The organism is Undibacter mobilis, from assembly GCF_003367195.1.
In the GTDB taxonomy this organism is placed as follows: domain Bacteria; phylum Pseudomonadota; class Alphaproteobacteria; order Rhizobiales; family Xanthobacteraceae; genus Pseudolabrys; species Pseudolabrys mobilis.
In genome coordinates this window covers 1622226-1641270 of the sequence record NZ_QRGO01000001.1, presented here as the reverse complement: position 1 = coordinate 1641270, position 19045 = coordinate 1622226, and the positions used below count along the sequence as shown (strand labels likewise).

The 19045-nt window shown below is 63.4% G+C and carries 15 protein-coding genes; 8 read left to right on the top strand and 7 right to left on the bottom strand.

Features of this window, described 5'->3' with window-relative positions; translation table 11 throughout:
• Positions 1-25 precede the first annotated feature (25 nt).
• From DXH78_RS07725 to DXH78_RS07700, 6 genes are read left to right on the top strand one after another with little or no spacing between them, the layout of a single operon-like run.
• Entirely contained in the window at positions 26-1474 is a 1449-nt protein-coding gene (locus tag DXH78_RS07725) for a type II and III secretion system protein family protein (RefSeq protein WP_115517793.1), read from the top strand.
• Positions 1475-1491: 17 nt separating this feature from the next.
• Positions 1492-2235, top strand: coding sequence for a CpaD family pilus assembly protein (locus tag DXH78_RS07720; protein WP_115516490.1), 744 nt, complete (start codon positions 1492-1494; stop codon positions 2233-2235).
• On the top strand, positions 2232-3512 hold the full coding sequence (locus tag DXH78_RS07715) for a CpaE/TadZ family protein (RefSeq protein WP_115516489.1): 1281 nt from the start codon (positions 2232-2234) through the stop codon (positions 3510-3512). Before DXH78_RS07720 ends, DXH78_RS07715 begins: the two co-directional genes overlap by 4 nt.
• Positions 3513-3558: 46 nt before the next feature.
• The gene (locus tag DXH78_RS07710; protein WP_115516488.1) at positions 3559-5100 is read left to right on the top strand and encodes a TadA family conjugal transfer-associated ATPase; all 1542 of its coding nucleotides are present in this window, start codon (positions 3559-3561) and stop codon (positions 5098-5100) included.
• A gap of 2 nt (positions 5101-5102) precedes the next feature.
• On the top strand, positions 5103-6080 hold the full coding sequence (locus tag DXH78_RS07705) for a type II secretion system F family protein (RefSeq protein ID WP_115516487.1): 978 nt from the start codon (positions 5103-5105) through the stop codon (positions 6078-6080).
• 2 nt (positions 6081-6082) lie between these two features.
• Positions 6083-7057, top strand: coding sequence for a type II secretion system F family protein (locus tag DXH78_RS07700; RefSeq protein ID WP_115516486.1), 975 nt, complete (start codon positions 6083-6085; stop codon positions 7055-7057).
• Here the strand turns inward: DXH78_RS07700 and DXH78_RS07695 are convergent.
• A complete protein-coding gene (locus DXH78_RS07695; RefSeq protein WP_115517792.1) occupies positions 7054-7869 on the bottom strand; it encodes a tetratricopeptide repeat protein in 816 nt (271 codons plus the stop codon). The genes DXH78_RS07700 and DXH78_RS07695 overlap by 4 nt on opposite strands.
• A 175-nt stretch (positions 7870-8044) precedes the next feature.
• On the opposite strand from DXH78_RS07695, the gene DXH78_RS07690 reads away from it, so the two are divergent.
• Both DXH78_RS07690 and DXH78_RS07685 read left to right on the top strand, forming a co-directional pair.
• On the top strand, positions 8045-9415 hold the full coding sequence (locus DXH78_RS07690; RefSeq protein WP_115516485.1) for a leucyl aminopeptidase family protein: 1371 nt from the start codon (positions 8045-8047) through the stop codon (positions 9413-9415).
• A gap of 7 nt (positions 9416-9422) precedes the next feature.
• Positions 9423-10259 carry a C40 family peptidase gene (locus tag DXH78_RS07685; RefSeq protein WP_115516484.1) on the top strand — a complete coding sequence of 279 codons (837 nt, stop codon included), beginning with the start codon at positions 9423-9425 and terminating at the stop codon, positions 10257-10259.
• A 114-nt stretch (positions 10260-10373) separates the two neighbouring features.
• Here DXH78_RS07685 and DXH78_RS07680 read toward each other — a convergent pair whose 3' ends face one another.
• The 6 genes from DXH78_RS07680 to DXH78_RS07655 form a co-directional block, all read right to left on the bottom strand.
• Positions 10374-11060 (bottom strand): thioredoxin domain-containing protein, encoded by a 687-nt coding sequence (locus DXH78_RS07680; protein WP_115516483.1) that lies wholly within the window; start codon positions 11058-11060, stop codon positions 10374-10376.
• Positions 11061-11137: 77 nt separating this feature from the next.
• Complete coding sequence (locus tag DXH78_RS07675) at positions 11138-12766, bottom strand: ABC transporter ATP-binding protein (protein WP_115516482.1); 1629 nt, start codon at positions 12764-12766, stop codon at positions 11138-11140.
• Positions 12763-13920, bottom strand: a complete 1158-nt coding sequence (locus DXH78_RS20075) for an ABC transporter permease (RefSeq protein ID WP_245416765.1) — start codon at positions 13918-13920, stop codon at positions 12763-12765. Before DXH78_RS20075 ends, DXH78_RS07675 begins: the two co-directional genes overlap by 4 nt.
• Positions 13921-13923: 3 nt before the next feature.
• The gene (locus DXH78_RS07665) at positions 13924-15039 is read right to left on the bottom strand and encodes a microcin C ABC transporter permease YejB (protein ID WP_115516481.1); all 1116 of its coding nucleotides are present in this window, start codon (positions 15037-15039) and stop codon (positions 13924-13926) included.
• Between the two features lie 46 nt (positions 15040-15085).
• On the bottom strand, positions 15086-16939 hold the full coding sequence (locus tag DXH78_RS07660; RefSeq protein ID WP_115516480.1) for an extracellular solute-binding protein: 1854 nt from the start codon (positions 16937-16939) through the stop codon (positions 15086-15088).
• Positions 16936-18819, bottom strand: a complete 1884-nt coding sequence (locus DXH78_RS07655; RefSeq protein ID WP_115516479.1) for an extracellular solute-binding protein — start codon at positions 18817-18819, stop codon at positions 16936-16938. The genes DXH78_RS07660 and DXH78_RS07655 overlap by 4 nt, the downstream gene beginning before the upstream one ends.
• Positions 18820-19045 lie beyond the last annotated feature (226 nt).

Here is a 19045-nt window from a genome sequence, read left to right as displayed (position 1 = left end):
CGCGAACAGTCTCGGAGACCTCAGCATGCTGAGACAAAAGCCGATCCGGTCCGGCCTTCTGGCCATGCTGCTCGCGACCGCGGCATTGACCGGCCCGACGCCGCTGCGCGCGGCCGATGCCGGCATCGGCGTGCCGGTGATCCAGGTGGCCGCCAGCGAGGCAACGTCGCGCTTCATCCCGCTCGGCATCGGCAAGTCGGTGGCCATCGACCTGCCGGCCGACATCAAGGATGTGCTCGTTGCCGACCCGACCATCGCCAATGCGGTGGTGCGGACATCGCGCCGCGTCTACATGATCGGCGTCAAGATCGGCCAGACCAACATTTTCTTCTTCGACGCCGCCGGCAAGCAGATTGCCGGCTTCGACATCGCCGTGACCCGCGATCTCAATGGTCTGCGCGCCGCGCTCAAACAGAGCATTCCGGAAGCCGATATCCGCATCGAGGGCGTCGGCGAAGGCATCATGCTGTCGGGTTCGGCTTCGAGCACCGCGGAATCGCAGCAGGCCTACGATCTTGCCTCGCGGCTCGTTGGCGACGGCACCAAGGTCGTCAATGGCATCACCGTGCGCGGCCGCGACCAGGTCATGCTCAAGGTCACAGTCGCCGAAGTCCGCCGCGACGTCATCAAGCAGCTCGGCATCGATTTGTCGGGCACTTTCAATTACGGCAGTGCCGTCGTTAACCTGAACACGCAGAACCCGTTCTCGGCCAGCGGACAGGCTCTCAGTAACACGGCCTTCGGCGGCAGCGCCAAGAACGTCACCGCGACCTTGCGTGCGATGGATCGCGCCGGCGTGCTGCGCACGCTTGCCGAACCGAACCTGACCGCCATTTCCGGTGAAACCGCCAGCTTCGTCGCCGGCGGCGAATTCCCCATTCCGTCCGGCTTGTCCTGCGATACGACCAAGTCGCCGCCGACCTGTCAGCCGCAGATCGAATTCAAGAAGTTCGGCGTCGGCCTCGTCTTTACGCCAATCGTGTTGTCGGAAGGCCGCATCAGCCTGAAGGTGATGACGGAAGTGTCCGATCTGTCAACCGACAATGCGATGACGCTGACGGTGGCCGGATCGCAGTCAACGCTGACCGTACCGTCGATTTCGACCCGCCGCGCCGAGACCACCGTGGAAATTCCGTCGGGCGGCTCGCTGGCGCTGGCCGGCATGATCCAGGAAAAAACCAAGCAGCAGATCAACGGCGTTCCCGGCCTGATGCAACTGCCGATCCTCGGCGCGCTGTTCAAGAGCCGTGACTACGTCAACAACCAGACCGAACTGGTCGTCATCGTGACGCCTTACGTGGTCCGCGCGGTGGCGCAGAAACAGTTGTCCCGGCCCGATGACGGATTTGCCGATCCAAGCGATCCCTCGTCCGTGCTGCTGGGCCGGCTGAACCGGATTTACGGTAACGCACCCCAGGCAGGCCCGGCGCCGGTCGGCGCGACCCAGAGCAAATACGGGTTCATTCTCGATTGAGCGGCGGAGACGATGCCATGACGAGTTCGCGAAACCATACAAGCCGGCGCCGCCAGGTGGCGTTGCGTCTGCTCGCCGCGGCGGCGCTCACCAGCGTGCTTGGGGGCTGTTACCAGACCCAGACGGCGAAGAACGATTACCCATTCGACTATCGCGATCGCCACCCGATCACGGTGCGCGAAGGCGCGCGGCAGGTCGACGTGTTTCTCGGCCGCAACCGCGGCGGCCTGACGCCGGCGCAACGCGCCGACGTGCTGGCCTTCGCCCAGTGGTGGAAGCGCGAGGCCAATAGCGGCATCGTCGTGCAGGTGCCGCGCGGCAGCCAGGCCGACCGCGCCGCCGCCGATTCCCTGCGCGAAATTCATTCGATCTTCGCGGCGTCGGGCGTGCCGGGGAAAGCCGTCTATGTCCGGACGTATCGGCCGGAGCCGGCATCGCTGGTCTCGATCAAGATCGAATACACCAAGATGGTCGCCGAAGCCGGCCCCTGCGGTCAGTGGCCCGAAGACCTCGGTGCAAGTGACAAGCACTACATGCAGAACCGGCCGTTCTGGAATTTCGGCTGCGCCGCACAACGCAATCTGGCGTCGATGGTCGACAACCCGGCTGACCTCGTGCAGCCGCGCGGCGAGCAGCCGGCTTATGCGGCGCGCCGCTCGGTCGCACTGGACAAGTATCGCAAGGGTGAAAATCCGAGCGGCTCCTACCAGAACTCCTCCAGTGGCTTCGACAGCGGCAAAATCAGCGATATCGGAAAATGATCAAGAACGCGCATCTGCTCGGCCAGCCTCAGGACGGCAGCCAGACGGCGGCTCCCACGGCTTTGCCGTCTGACGAGCATATCGCGCCGGCGCCGCGCGTGTCGGTGCAGGCCTTTTGCGACACCGTGGAGACCGCGGCCGCCGTGCAGTCGGCGGGCGAAGACCGGCGCCTCGCCAAGGCCCATGTCAAAATCCAGATGGGCGGCGCCGCGGCGGCGGTCGAAGCCTATCGCATGTCGCCGACGCCGAACGTCATCATCATCGAAGCCGACGGCCGGGGCGATGCCATTATCGGCCGCCTCGATCAACTTGCCGAAGTGTGCGACGCCGGCACGCGCGTGATCGTCATTGGCCGCATCAATGACGTGACGCTGTATCGCGAGCTGACGCGGCGCGGCGTCAGCGACTATCTGATCGCCCCGGTCTCGACGCTGGACGTGGTGCGCTCGGTGTGCGGTCTGTTCCATTCGCCGGAGGCCAAGCCGGTCGGTCGCATCATCGCCGTCGTCGGCGCCAAAGGCGGCGTCGGCGCCTCCACCGTGGCCCACAACATCGCCTGGGCAATCGCACGCGATCTCAATCTAGACAGCGTGGTTACCGATCTCGACCTCGCTTTCGGTACCGCCGGCCTCGACTACAATCAGGACCCGCCGCAGGGCATCGCCGATGCGGTGTTCTCGCCGGACCGTATCGATACCGCCTTCGTCGATCGCCTGCTGTCGAAATGCACCGATCATTTGAGCCTGCTGGCGGCGCCGGCGACGCTCGATCGGGTCTACGACTTCGGCGCCGAGGCCTTCGACGCCATTCTCGACTCCATGCGCGCGTCGATCCCCTGCGTCGTGCTTGACGTGCCGCATATCTGGTCGGGCTGGACGCGACGGCTGCTGATCAGCGCCGACGAGATCCTCATCGTCGCTGGGCCTGATCTTGCCAATCTACGCAATGCCAAGAACATGGTCGATCTGCTGCGCGCGGCGCGGCCGAACGACCATCCGCCGCACTATTGCCTGAACCAGATCGGCGTGCCGAAACGGCCAGAGATCGCGCCGGCCGATTTTGCCAAGGCGCTGGAAGACCAGCCGCTGACCGTCATTCCCTTCGAGCCGCAACTCTTCGGTACGGCCGCCAATAACGGCCAGATGATCGCGGAAGTAGCGGCCAATCACAAAACGGCGGACCTGTTCCGCCAGATGGCGCAGGTCCTTACCGGCCGTGCCGAAGCCAAGCGCGGCCGCCAGAGCCTGCTCGGTAAATTGCTCAAGCGCGCGGGATAGACCCGCGCGTTGCTGAATGGCTTTGAAGTGTCCGGAGTAAGTCGACGTGTTCGGTAAGCGTGGCGCCACCACCGATATTCGCAGCCCAGCCCCGGCCATGCAGCCGGCGCCGCATGCGCCTGCGCCGGCCGTCGCCTCGGCGCCCGCTCCTATTGCATCACCGCCGACGGCGCCCATCGAGAGCGGCCGCACACCGTTTCCTTCCGACGGCCTTGGCGCACCGCTGGTGCCGGCGCCGACGCCGGAGCGGCGACAAGCCGCCGTCAATATGCCGGCGGTCGATTCCCGCCGCTCGGAGGCCTATTACGTCACCAAGGGTACGATCTTCGGCGCGCTGATCGAGGCCATCGATCTGGCGCAGCTCGCGCGCCTCGACGCCGAATCCGCGCGAGAAGAAATCCGCGACATCGTCAACGAGATCATCTCGATCAAGAACATCGTGATGTCGATCTCGGAGCAGGAAGAACTGCTCGACGACATCTGCAACGACGTGCTGGGCTTCGGCCCGCTTGAGCCTCTGCTCGCGCGCGATGACATCGCCGACATCATGGTGAACGGCTCCGGCACGGTCTACATCGAAGTCAAAGGTAAGATTCAGCGCACCGGCATCCGCTTCCGCGACAACCAGCAGCTTCTCAATATCTGTCAGCGCATCGTCAGCCAGGTCGGCCGCCGCGTCGACGAAGCCTCGCCAATCTGCGACGCGCGCTTGCCGGACGGCTCGCGCGTCAACGCCATCGTGCCGCCGCTCTCCATCGACGGTCCTGCGCTCACCATCCGTAAGTTCAAGAAGGACAAGCTGACGCTCGATCAGCTCGTCAAGTTCGGCTCGATCACCGAACAGGGCGCGGAAATCCTGCGCATTATCGGTCGCGCCCGCGTCAACACGCTGGTGTCGGGTGGCACCGGCTCCGGCAAAACCACACTGCTCAACTGTCTGACGCAGTTTATCGACGCCGATGAACGGATCATCACCTGCGAAGATGCCGCCGAACTTCAGCTGCAGCAGCCGCACGTGGTGCGCCTGGAAACCCGCCCGGCCAATCTCGAAGGCGAAGGTCAGGTGACCATGCGCGAACTGGTGCGCAACTGTCTGCGTATGCGCCCGGAACGCATCATCGTCGGCGAAGTCCGCGGTCCGGAAGCATTCGACCTGCTGCAGGCCATGAACACCGGCCATGACGGCTCGATGGGTACCCTGCACGCCAACAATCCGCGTGAAGCCCTGTCGCGTCTCGAATCGATGATCACCATGGGCGGCTTCTCGCTGCCGTCCAGGACCATCCGCGAGATGATCGTCGCCTCGGTGGACGTCGTAGTTCAGGCCGCGCGTCTGCGCGACGGCTCACGCCGCATCACCCACATTACCGAGGTAATGGGGCTCGAAGGCGATGTCATCATCACCCAGGACCTGTTCCTCTACGAGATGACGGGCGAAGACGCCGACGGCAACATCATCGGCCGCCACCGCTCGACCGGCATCGGCCGGCCGCGCTTCTGGGACCGCGCGCGCTACTACGGTGAGGAAAAGCGCCTCGCCCAGGCGCTCGATGCCGCCGAGGAAACCAGCCAGGCGATGCGAGGGTAGCCGTGCCGGAGATCAACGCACTCGCCATCTTCTTTCTCGCCGCCGTCGCCATCGGCGGCGTTGCCTATGTTTTTCTCTATCCGATCCTTTCGGGCGAGAAGAAGACCGAGCAACGCGTCGCCAACGTGGCGCGCGCCGAGCCGATGGCGCGGAAGACGCGCGGGCCGCAAAAGAGCCGGCGCGACACCATCGAGAATACACTCAAGGAAGTCGAAGAACGCAACCGCAAGCAGAATTCGCCGCCGCTGGCGGTCCGCATTACACAGGCGGGCCTCGGCTGGTCCAAGCAGACCTTCTTCATCATTTCCGGGCTCATCGGCATCGGCATGTTTCTTGTCGGTATGATGTCCAATGCCGGGCTGCTGCCGGCTGTCGGTCTCGCCTTCGCCGGCGCTTTCGGTCTGCCGCGCTGGCTGCTGGGCTATTTGAAGAAGCGCCGCGAGCAGAAGTTCCTCAACGGCTTTCCCGACGCGGTCGACGTGATCGTGCGCGGCATCAAGGCCGGTCTGCCGCTGCTCGACTGCATCAAGATGATTACCATCGACGCGCCGGAGCCGGTGCGTTCGGAGTTCCGCGCCATTCTCGAGACCCAGGCCATCGGCATTCCGCTCGGAGAATCCTGCGCCAAGCTCTATGAGCGCATGCCGGTGCCGGAAGCCAACTTCTTCGGCATCGTCATCACCATCCAGCAGAAGGCTGGCGGCAACCTGTCGGAGACGCTCGGCAACCTGTCGCGCGTCTTGCGCGACCGCAAGAAGATGAAAGCCAAGATCCAGGCGATGTCCCAGGAAGCCAAGGCTTCCGCGGGCATCATCGGCGCGTTGCCGGTGGCGGTGATGACCCTCGTCTGGATCACCAGCCCGTCATACATCAATCTGCTCTTCACCGAACAGCTCGGCCACATCATGCTCGCCGCCTCGGCGGTCTGGATGATGATGGGCGTGCTGGTCATGAAGAAAATGATCAACTTCGACTTCTGACGATGATCGACCTGATCGCCAGCGCGCTCAATACTCAGTCCCTGACGGTGATCTTTGCCGCGATCGCCGCCATGGCGACTGTGCTGACGATTACCATGCCGATGGTCTTCGCCAATCCGCTCGACAAGCGCATGAAAGCGGTGGCGATCGAGCGTGAGAAAATCCGCGCCCGCGAGCGCGAGCGCATGGCCAAGGAAAAAGAAAGGGTGTCGCTGCGGCAATCGCCGAAGCAGTACATCCAGCGGATTGTCGACGGCTTCAACCTGAACAAGTGGTTCGGCCAGGAAGAGGCCCGGCTCAAGCTGGTGCAGGCCGGCTATCGCGGCCAGGCGCCCTACGTCACCTTCCTGTTCTTCCGCATGGTGACGCCGATCGCGGCATTTGTGCTGACGGCGTTCTACCTGTTCGTCGTCCTCGAATTCGATCAGCCGGCGACCGTCAAGCTCGGTCTCTGTATCGCCGCCGCCTATCTCGGCATGCACTTGCCGCTGATGCTGCTCAAGAACAAGATCCAGAAGCGCCAGATTTCGATCAAGCGCGCCTTCCCCGACACGCTCGACCTGCTGCTGATCTGCGTTGAGTCCGGCATGTCGATCGAAGCGGCGCTGAAAAAGGTCGGCGAGGAAATCGGCTCGCAATCGGTGCCGCTGGCCGAAGAACTGACGCTGACGACCGCGGAACTGTCCTACCTGCCGGACCGCCGCCAGGCTTACGACAACCTCGCCAAGCGTACCGACCTCGAAGGCGTCAAGTCGGTCTGTATGGCGCTGACGCAGGCCGAGAAGTACGGCACACCGCTCGCCAACATGCTGCGCGTGATGGCGCAGGAAAACCGCGATATGCGTATGTCGGAAGCCGAAAAGAAGGCCGCCGGCCTGCCGCCCAAGCTCACCGTGCCGATGATCCTGTTCTTCCTGCCGGTGCTGTTCGTCGTGATCCTGGGACCCGCTATCATCAAGGTGATGGCCGTCAACTAGCCGCCGGCATTCGGCGCCGGCACGTAAGGCCGGCCGCCCTTTTGCTGCTGCGCCAGCACCTGCCGGAGATTGGCGACATTGGCCGCGGCCTGATCCGGCGGCAGACCTTCGCCGGCGATCCGCTCGGCTTCGGCGTATTTGCCACGCAAGCCCATGACGAGGGCGAGGTTCTGCCGCACCTTGGGATCGGCATTGGGCTGCGCCAGTGCGCGGCGCAAGGTGATCTCGGCCCGCTTGAGGTCCTTGGTCAGAACGTAAGACAGGCCGAGATTCGACAGCACCGACGGCTCATCCGGGACAATCTTGAGCGCCGCGGAATAATGCCGCTGCGCTTCGGCATTGCGGCCCATCTGATCGAGCACCGCACCCTGGGCATTGAGGATGCTCCAGTCCGGATTGTCGGGCGTGTGGGCACGGCCGAGCGCATCCAGCGCCTGCTGATAGTTTCCAACCACCGCCAAAGCGCGGCCATAGGCGCCGAGCAGCGCCATATTATTCGGATTGCGGATCGCCGCCTGCTCCAGCACCGCGACGGCTTGGGCCCGCTGATCGGTGGCGCGCAGCGCCCGCGCATAATTGATCGCCGCCTCGGCATTGGACGGATCGGCCTTGTAGCGCTCGCCCCACGTGTCCAGCGCATCGCGCCAGTCCCGTTCGGTGACCGGCTCGGCCGTGGAGCGTCCACCGATTGATCCGGTGATGTCGTTGGTGGTCTTGCAGCCACCGAGGCCGAGCGCCAGCACGGCGGCGACGGCAGCCGCGGCCAGCAACCGGGTCCGGCGGGGGGAAGCATCACGCAAGGAGTGGCGCATGGACATCCCAGCTGTGCGAGGGGAAGGTACCGGCGGCATAATCGAGCAATAAAACGTTAACCCTAACGAGTGGTTAACCGGCCCCGGTCAGCCTAGTCTGGCTCGTACCCTCGTCCGGCGCTATGACCGGCCGCCGGGCGCCCGACTGTTCCCGGCATCCTGGAGTAAGACACCCATGCACCCCGTGTTTGCAGGCGCGGAATCGCGCGGCACCCCGATCTGGTTTGTTCATGCCGGCAACGCGGAGGCGGTTATGGCCGGCTTCGGCGAACGCGAGCGAACCTTCGCCGCAGCCGCCGGTTTCGAGGCCAAGCCGGGACGGCTGCTGCTCATTCCGGCGCAGGACGGCAAGCTTGCCGGTGTGCTGTTCGGATTGGAAAAGCCGGGCGACACGATCGACACCTTCCGGCCCGGCGCCCTGGTCAATCTGCTGCCAGCCGGCACCTATCGCTTCGCCAACGCGCCGCATGACGCGCGGCTGGCGGCCCTGGCCTTCGCCACCGGCGCCTACCAGTTCACGCGCTACCGCAAGGCCGATGCCCGCAAGGTCAAACTGGTTCTGCCCAAGGGCGTCGACGGCAGCGAGGTGAGCCGCATCGCCGAAGGCGTGGCGCTGGCGCGCGACCTGATCAATACGCCGGCCAACGATCTTGGACCGGAGGAACTCGAGGCTGCGGCGCGCAAGCTCGCGGCCGCACACGGAGCCAAGATCCAGGTCACTGGCGGCGACAAGCTCGCCAAGGAATTCCCGCTGATCCACGCGGTCGGCATGGGCTCGCCGCGCGCGCCGCGTCTGATTGACATCACCTGGGGCAAAGAAAAAGACCCGAAGGTGACTTTGGTCGGCAAAGGCGTGTGCTTCGACACCGGCGGCCTCGACATCAAGCCATCGAGCGGCATGCTCAACATGAAGAAGGACATGGGCGGCGCCGCCACCGTGCTCGGCCTTGCTCACATGATCATGGCCGGCAAGATGAAGCTGCGCCTGCGCGTGCTCATTCCGGCGGTCGAGAACTCGGTGTCGGGCAAGAGCTTCAGGCCGCGCGACATCTTCACTTCGCGCAAGGGCTTCACAGTCGAGATTGGCAATACCGATGCCGAAGGCCGCCTCATCCTGGCCGACGCGCTGACGCTGGCGAGCGAGGACAAGCCGGCGCTGCTCGTCGATTTCGCCACGCTCACCGGCGCGGCCCGCGTTGCGCTTGGCGCGCAACTGCCGGCGCTGTTCAGCAATGACGACAGGCTGGCCGCCGACATGGGCAAAGCGGGCCTTACCGAGAACGACCCGGTATGGCGGCTGCCCTTGTGGCAGCCCTACGAATCGCAACTCGATTCCAAGGCCGCCGACATCAACAATGTCGGCAGCGATGGTATGGCCGGCGCCATCACCGCGGCGCTGTTCCTCAAGAAGTTCGTCGACTCACCGTCATGGATGCACCTCGACATCTTCGCCTGGACGCCATCGGCGCGGCCCGGCCGTCCCGAGGGTGCCGAACTGATGGCGGCACGGGCACTGTATGCGGTTTTGTGTGAGCGGTATGGCTAGGGCGCCAATGGCTCTCGATCCCCGCCTCAATCCCTATCGCCGCGACATCGCCGCCGCTCACCTGCGTGGACAAGTCGAGGCTGCGCATTTCGTCAACGGTACGCTTTACGAAATCATCGAACCGATTGCCGATTTGCGGCGCGACCCGGCGCACGAGGCCGCGCTCGACACCGAGGCGCTGAAGGGCGAGCGCGTCACGGTGTACGAAGTGAGCGAGGAAGGCTGGGCCTGGGGCCAGCTGAAGGCTGACGGCTATGTCGGCTACCTGTCGGCCAATGCGCTCGGGCCGCTCAGCCCTGAACCGACGCATCGCGTCAGCGTGCCGCGTACTTTTGGCTTTCCCGCCGCCGACATCAAGTTGCCGCCGATGATTGCGCTGCCGATGGGCGCCCGTCTTGCCGTGACCCGCACGACCGATACATTCGCCATCGACGGCTATGGCTGGCACTATCCGCTCGGTCATGTGGCCGCTCTTGGCGAAGCACGCGGTGATTTCGTCGCCCTCGCCGAAATGTTTCGAGGCGCTCCTTATCTGTGGGGCGGCAAGTCGTCGCTTGGCATCGACTGTTCCGGCCTCGTGCAAGTGGCACTGAATGCCACCGGACAGCCCTGCCCACGCGATTCCTATATGCAGGAGCGCGTGCTTGGCACGCCCGTTTCGCTGGCCGACATCCGGCGCGGCGACCTCCTGTTCTGGAAGGGACACGTCGCCATCGCGCGCGATGCGCAGACGCTCATCCATGCCAACGCCCATCACATGATGGTCGAGGCCGAGCCCATCGCTGAAGCAATTGCGCGCATCAAGTCAACCGACAGCGAGATCACGTCGGTCAAGCGGTTGTGAGCGCGGTGACATCAGACTGTTCGTCCCCGCGAAAGCGGGGACCCAGCCTTGTCAAACCGCGCGTACGATCTGGATTCCCGCTTTCGCGGGAATGAACGGAGATTGAATCGACGCTTACGGGCACATCACCGTGCCGCATTTGCCAACCGCGCCGATCGCCTCGGCAAGCGCCTTCTTGCCTGGATAGCCGATGATGGCGACACCGCCGAGGACCAGCCCCGGCGTCGCCTGGATGCCAAGTGCATCGCCGACGCGCAGATGCTCCTTCATCACGGTGCCGAAAGTATCCTCGTTGGCGATCTGGCGCAGCTCGACGCTTTCCAGGCCGATCGACTGCGCCGCCGCGAAGGCGCGCTTGTCGTCGACGGTGCCGCGGCCCTGATAGACCGTGCGGTGGAACTTGTAGGCGTTCTCCGGCGACGCCATGCGGTTCACCGCATACTCCACCCGCGCCGCCAGGATCGACGGAATGCCGAGCACCGGGAACGGCACCAGCACCAGACGCAGGCTCGGATTGGCCTGCAGCAGCTCATCGATGTCTTCCGAGGCGCGGCGGCAATAGGGACAATTGAGATCGTAGAACTCGTACAACGTCACCTTGCCGGCCGGATTGCCGACGACCACGATGTTCTTGAGCTTCTCAATACGCGCGATCAGCTCATTCGAAACGCTGTGATTGGCGATGACATTGCCGTCGTCGGCGATGATGGGAAACTGGGCGGCATCATCGGCGCGCGCCGGTGGCGGCGCGGTCAATGTCATCAGCACGGCGGCGGCGATAGCAAGGCGCGATAGGATCACGATTCCAACTCCGGGAGGGACGTAACGCTCTTGCACGATCCGCACCCTCAAGTCCGAATCAAGAAAGCGTGACCCAATTAGGGCGCCACGGCGGCTTCGGCCGCCGTCTCGATGCGGAAGGCGGCAGCAAACAGCGCGCGGGTATAATCGCTCTTCGGGTTCTTGAACAATTCGGCGGCGGCGCCCTCTTCCACCATCTTGCCGTTGCGCATGACCAGCAGCCGCGACGCCAGCGCCGCGACCACGCGCAGATCATGCGAGATGAACATGTAGGTGAGATCGCGCTTCTTCTGCAGGTCGCGCAACAGATCGACCATCTGCGCCTGGATCAGCATGTCGAGCGCCGATGTCGGTTCGTCGAGCACAATGAAGGTCGGCTCCAGCACCAGCGCGCGGGCAATGGCTATGCGCTGGCGCTGACCGCCGGAGAACTCGTGCGGATAGCGGTGGCGCGTTGCCGGATCGAGGCCGACGTCTTCCAGCGCCGCGACGACGCGGCGTTCGCGTTCGGCGTCGTCCATCTTCGCGTGATGGACCCATAGCCCCTCCTCGATGATGTCGGACACCGACATGCGCGGGCTGAGCGACCCGTAAGGGTCCTGGAACACGATCTGCATCTGGCGGCGGTGCGGCCGCATCTCCTTGAACTTCAGGCCCTGCAGTTGCTCGCCCATGAAGACGATCGGCCCGTCCGACGATATCAGGCGCAGGATGGCAAGACCCAGCGTGGTCTTGCCGGACCCAGACTCGCCAACGACGCCCAGCGTCTCGCCCTTGCGCAGTTCGACCGAGACGCCATCGACCGCCTTGATATGGCCCACCACCTTGCGCAGCACGCCGCGCTTGATCGGAAACCACACCTTGAGATCGTCGGTCCTGACCACCAGCGGCGCATCAGGCTTCGGCGGCGCCGGGTCCGGCTTCGGTTCGGCGGCGAGCAGCGCCTGGGTGTAGGCATGTTGCGGCTTGGTGAACACCTCTTCCACCGGCCCCTGCTCGACGATCTCGCCGCGCTGCATGACGCAGACCCGGTCGGCGAGCTTGCGCACGATGCCAAGGTCGTGGGTGATGAACAGCATCGACATGCCGAGCCGCGTCTGGATGTCCTTCAGCAACTTCAAGATCTGCGCCTGCACCGTGACGTCGAGCGCGGTGGTCGGCTCGTCGGCAATCAGCAGGTCGGGCTCGTTCGCCAGCGCCATGGCGATCATGACGCGCTGGCGCTGGCCGCCGGACATCTGATGCGGATAGCTCTGCAGACGGCCCTCGGGATCGGGAATGCCGACCTGTGTCAGCAGTTCGATTATGCGCGTGCGCGCCGCCTGCCCGGTCATCCCCTTGTGCAGGAGCAGCACCTCTCCGATCTGCTTCTCGATCGTGTGCAGCGGGTTCAGCGACGTCATCGGCTCCTGGAAGATGATGGTGATGTCGTTGCCGCGAACCTTGCGGATCTCGTCCTCGGGCATGGACAGCAGCTCCTGGCCCTTGAACAGAATCGAGCCCGACGGATGCCGCGCCGGCGGATAAGGCAGCAGCTTCATCACGCTCAGGGCCGTCACCGACTTGCCCGAACCGGACTCGCCGACCAGCGCCACCGTCTCGCCCTTGCCGATCGCGAACGACACGCCGCGGACCGCGTGCACTTCATGCGCACCGACGCCGAAGGCCACCGACAGATTTTCGACCTTGAGGAGCGGATCGGTCATGCAAACGTCTTCCGCGGATCGAAGGCATCGCGCACCGCCTCGCCGATGAAGATCAGCAGCGACAGCATGACGGCGATGGCGAAGAAGCCGGTGAGGCCGAGCCACGGCGCCTGGATGTTGGCCTTGCCCTGGCTCAGGAGTTCGCCGAGCGATGGCGAACCCGGCGGCAGGCCGAATCCGAGGAAATCGAGCGCCGTCAGCGTCATCACCGACGACGACAAAATGAACGGCAGGAAGGTCAAGGTCGCCACCATCGCGTTCGGCAGCAAATGGCGGAAGATGATGGTCATGTTGGTGACGCCGAGCGCGCGAGCCGCCTGGATGTATTCGAAATTGCGGCCACGCAGGAATTCCGCACGCACCAGCCCGACCAGCCGCACCCATGAGAACAGCAGCAGGATGCCGAGAAGCACGAAGAAGCCCGGCACCAGGATCGACGAGATGATGAGCAGCAGATACAGCTCAGGCACTGAGGTCCAGATTTCCATGACACGCTGAAACAACAAATCGGTCCAGCCGCCGAAATAACCCTGCACCGCGCCGGCCGCGATGCCGATGATCGACGAGGCGATGGTCAGGCACAGGCCGAACAGCACCGAAATGCGGAAGCCGTAAATCAGCCGCGCCATCACGTCGCGTCCGCCGTCGTCGGTGCCGAGCCAGTTGGTTTCCAGCGTGCCGCATTTGGCGAAATTGTTCTTGGCAGCGAAGTCGCAATCGGCCTGCGTCAGGGCCCAGGTCGGCTTCGACGGAAACGGCGATGGCGGCTTCGACACTTGCGTCGAATAGGAGAATGGAATCGGCGGCCAGACCACGAAGCCGCCTTCCTTTCTGATGAGCTCCATCAGGTAGTCGTCGCGATAATCGGCCGCGGTGCCGAACAGCAGCGGATCCTTCTCCTTGGCGAAGGCCGTGTCCGGATAAGTCACCACCGCTGGGAAATAGGACTTGCCGTTGACGTGGATGTAGATCGGCTTGTCGTTGGCGACGAACTCGGCGAACAGCGAGATCACGAACAGGATCATGAAGACCCACAACGACCAGTAGCCGCGCCGGTTGGCCTTGAAGTTCTGCCAGCGCCGCCTGTTCAGCGGCGACACCTTGATCCACGGTCGCGGCGCGACGGTCGCGGCGTTTGCGGTGCGGGCGTCCACGGCTCACACCTCCCGCGACTCGAAATCGATGCGCGGATCGATCCAGGTGTAAGTGAGATCGGAGACAAGGTTCACCACCACACCGACCAGCGAGAAGATGTAGAGCGTGGCAAACACCACGGGATAATCGCGGTTGAGCACGCTTTCGAAGCCGAGCAGACCGAGACCGTCGAGCGAGAAAATCGTTTCGATCAGCAGCGAGCCGGCGAAGAAGGAGCTCACGAAAGCCGACGGGAACCCCGCCACCACGATCAGCATGGCGTTGCGGAACACATGGCCGTACAGCACCTGGTTCCTGGAACAGCCCTTGGCGCGCGCGGTCAACACATATTGCTTGCGGATTTCGTCGAGGAACGAATTCTTGGTCAGCAGGGTCATGGTGGCGAAGGCCGACAGCGCCATCGCGATAATCGGCAACGTCAGGTGCCAGAAATAATCGATGATCTGCTGGTACCACGGCATGGCCCAGAAATTGTCGGACACCAGCCCGCGTAACGGAAACCAGTTGAAGAACGAGCCGCCGGCAAACAGGATGATCAGAAGGATGGCAAACAGAAATCCGGGGATGGCATAGCCGATGATGATGACGGTCGAGGTCCACATGTCGAACTGCGAACCGGAATCGACGGCCTTCTTGATGCCGAGCGGAATCGAGATGAGATAGGTCAGCAGCGTCATCCAAATGCCGAGCGACATCGACACCGGCAGCTTCTCCTTGATCAGCTGCAGCACGGTAACGTCGCGGAAATAGCTCGAACCGAAATCGAAGCGGATGTAGTTCCACATCATGAGCAGGAAGCGCTCATGGGCCGGCTTGTCGAAGCCGAACTGCTGCTCCAGCTTCTTGATGAACGCCGGGTCCATGCCTTGGGCGCCGCGATATTTGGACGTCGTCGCATCGACGCCGGAGCCGCCTTGCGCCATGCCGCGGCTGCCAAAGTCGCCGCCGGCCGAGCCGGAAATGCGCGAGGTCGCGCTGGTATCCGAGCCTTGCAGTTTGGCGATGACCTGCTCGACCGGACCGCCGGGCGCGAACTGCACCACGACGAAAGACACCAGCATGATGCCGATCATGGTCGGGATCATGAACAGGATGCGACGGAGGATGTAGGCGGTCATGTGATCCTGTTAGCGCAGTATGGCCGGTCCGTCACGCAATCTCCCCTCACCCCTTTTTCTCCGCCGCCCACCAGATGTCGGGAATGCCCCGGTCGTAGCGCGGCTGGCGCGCCGGACGGCCGAACACGTCCCAATAGGCGATGCGGTGCGAAGCCAGGTACCACTGCGGAATCCAGTACCGTCCGGCGCGGATCAGCCGATCCAGTGCCTTGCAGGCCGCGATCAGATCCTCGCGGGTCGCCGCAGCGACAATCTTCTCGACCAGTGCGTCGACCGCCGGATCGGCGATACCAGCGAGATTCTTCGATCCGTTGATCTTCGCCGCCTGGGCCATGAAATAGCTACGCAACGAATCGCCCGGCGTCGATGAAAAGCCCATGCGCTCGACGGTGAGGTCGAAATCGAAAGTATCGACGCGGGCGCGGTACTGCACCGGGTCGACCACGCGCAGACTGGCCGGAATGCCGAGCAATTCGAGATTCTTGATATAAGCGAGGTGATGCGGGTTGAAGCTCGGCTCTTCGCTGAGAAACTCGATGGTGAAGGGCTGGCCATTCGGCAGCACGCGCTTGCCGTCTTTCAACACAATGCCGGCGTCGTTGAGCTTGCCCGCTGCGATACGCAACACGCGGCGATCCTGACCCGAAGCGTCGGTCACCGGCGGTACATAGGGCTCGCCGAACACCTCGTCGGGTATCTTGCCGCGGAACGGCTCGAGCAACTTCAGCTCCGCCTCATCGGGCCTGCCCCGCGCCATCATCGGCGAATTCTGGAAGACCGAATGCGTCCGCAGGTAGGCGTCGTACATGATATTCTTGTTGGTGTATTCGAAGTCGAAGGCGTCGATCAGCGCCTCACGCACCCGGCGATCCTTGAACTTGTCGCGCCGCGTATTCATGAACCAGCCCTGCGCGCCGGACGGCGTGTCGTCCGGGATGGTATCGCGCTTGACCTTGCCGTCCTTGATGGCGGGAAAATCGTAGCGTGTCGCCCAGGTGCGCGCGGTGAACTCCTCCCGGAACAGATAGTTCTTCGCCGTGAAGCCGACGAAGGCCACGTCGCGGTCGCGGTAATATTCGTACCGGATGGTGTCGAAGTTGTTTTGCCCGATCTCGACCGGCAGCTTGGCGCCCCACCAGCCCTTCACACGCTCATATTCGATATAGCGCCCAACCTCGAAACGGCCGACTTTGTAAGGACCGCTGCCGAGCGGAATATCGAGCGTCGATTCGTCGAACGATTTCTTGGCGTAATAGGCCTTCGACAGGATCGGCAAACCCGCAACGAACAGCGGCACCTCGCGCCCGCGGCCGGGCTTGAAGCGCGCGACGACGACCCGGTCGCCCTCGGCTTCCGCCTTGTCGAGATCGTTCAGCAATTGCGTGATGATCGGATGGCCTTTTTCCTTCAGCGTATTTAGCGACCAGACCACATCATGCACCGTCAGCGGCGAACCGTCGTGAAATGTCAGGTTATCGCGCAAGGTGAAGCGATAGGTCAGACCATTATCGGAGATGCGCACGCTCCTGGCAGCGAGGCCGTACATGGCGTCCAGCTCGTCGCCGGCCTTCACCATCAAAGTGGCGAAGGTCCAGTCCATCCCGTAGGCGCCGTCGCCCTTCAGGATGTAAGTGTTGAGGGAATTGAAGGTGAGGAACGAACCGTTATACGTGCGCCGCCCGATCGATTCCGAAAAAGCCCCGCCTTTCGGCGCGTCGGGATTGACGTAAGGAAAGTGCTTGAAGTCCGCCGGCAGCGCCAGATCGCCAAAGGCCGACATGCCATGACGCTCGGTGTCGAGATCGATAGGCTGGCTTTGCGCGTGGGCGCGCGGCGGCCAATGAACGGCGGCGACGGCGCCGGCAGACAGGAGAAGCGCGTGCCGCCGTGTAATCATCATCGTTTGGCCTTGGCCGCTTTCGCTTCATCCCACCACCAGATGGTCGGGAACGCCGAGGCCGCGTATTTCGGCAGCGTCTCGGGGCGCCCGAAGCGATCCCAGCGCGCCGTGCGCTGGAATGGATAGCTCCACTGCGGCACCACGTAGTTGTTCCAGAGCAGCACGCGGTCGAGCGCGTGGGTGGCCGCAACCAGCTCCTCGCGGGTCTTGGCATAGATGACACGCTCGATCAGCTTGTCGACCGCCGGGTTCTTGATGCCGATGGTGTTGCGCGAACCGGGCCGGTCCGCCGCCTTCGAACCCCAGAACTCGCGCTGTTCATTGCCCGGCGACAGCGACTGCCCCCAGCTCGAGACGATGATGTCATAGTCCCACTGGCGCAGGCGATTTTCGTATTGCGAGGTATCGACAGTGCGCAGCGACACCTCGATGCCGAGGCGCTCCAGGGACGCCTTGTAGGCCAGCACGACGCGTTCGAACGTCGGCTGTTGCAGCAGGAATTCGACCTTGAGGCGTTCGCCGGTCTTGGTATGGACCAGTTTGGTGTCCTTGATCTCGTAACCGGCTTCGCGCATCAGCATCAGCGCCGAGCGCAGATTGTTGCGCAGCACTTCAGGCCCGCCGCCCGGCGGATTGGCGTAGGGTTGCGTGAACAACTCCGCCGGCACTTCGGCACGCACATCGTTCAGGATGTCGAGTTCAAGACCCTGCGGCACGCCCGAGCACGCCAGTTCGGTGCCATAGAAATAACTGTCGATGCGCTTGTACTGGCCGTAGAACAACTGCCGGTTCATCTCGTCGAAGTCGAAGACGAAGTTGAAGGCCCGGCGCAACCGCGCATCCTTGAACTTGTCGCGGCGAATATTGAAGGCGAAAGCCTGCATCACGCCGACGCTGGTCATCGGGAATTCTTCGCGCACCACCTTCTTGTCGCGCACGGCAGGAAAATCGTAGGCCGTCGCCCAATCCTTGGCGCTATTTTCGGTGCGCCAGTCGATCTGATCGCCCTTGAAGCCCTCGAGTGACACCGTGAGGTCGCGGAAATACTCGTAGCGGATCTGCACGAAGTTGTTGGTTCCGATACTGACATTGAGGTCCTTGCCCCAATAGTCGGCGACCTTTTCGAAGACGATCGTGCGGCCGGGCACGAACTCCTTGACGCGGTACGGACCTGAGCCGAGCGGCGGCTCCAGCGTGGTCGCGGTGACGTCGCGTTTGTTGCCCGACTTGTCCGTGCCTTCCCACCAGTGCTTCGGCAGAATGGTGAGCTGGCCGACAATATGCGGCAGTTCGCGATTGCCCGGCGCATCGAAGGTGAAGGTGATTTCGCGTTCGCCGGTCTTCTCCGCCTTGACGACGTGATTGTAGTAGGCGGCGAGGTCCGGACGATTCTCCTTCAATGTCGTGAAGGAGAAAATCACGTCATCGACCGTCACCGGCTTGCCGTCGTGCCAGCGCGCCTTGGCGTTGATGCGATAGGTCACCCACGAATAATCGTCGGCATAGCGTACGCCGTCGGCAAGCAGGCCATATTCGGTGGAAACCTCGTCGAAGGCTTGCGTCATCAGCGATTCGCTGAGGAGGCCAATGCCGCCGGCAAGGTTGCCCTTCACCATGGCGACCACTTCATTGAAGTTGTCGAAGGTGCCGAAGGCGCCGAGCCGCACGATGCCGCCCTGCGGCGCCGCCGGATTGACGTAGTCGAAGTTCTTGAAGCCCGCCGGATATTTCACATCGCCGAACAGGGAAAGGCCGTGTTTCCACGGCTTGTCCTGTGCGACGGCCACGCCTCCGAACGAAAGCGCACCGATGCCTCCGAGGGCGGGTGCCGCCACCGCTGCGGCAGTCGATTGAAGGAGGCTGCGTCGGGAAATTTTCATGAGGCGGGCCGTTGTCGAAATTCAGTATCAGGGTGAGTTCCGCCGGCTCAAGCCGACCCGGACGAGTTCGGTTCCGATTATGTCGGTTTTTCGGTCCCCTGCCAGCATCGCGGCCATTCGGAGAGCCGAATGTCCTCAAATCTCCGTGGCCAATCGCCGCAATAACCGGCCTGTAACGAAAACGGCCGGGCTTTGGGCCCGGCCGTCGAAATCGGAAGTTGCGTGC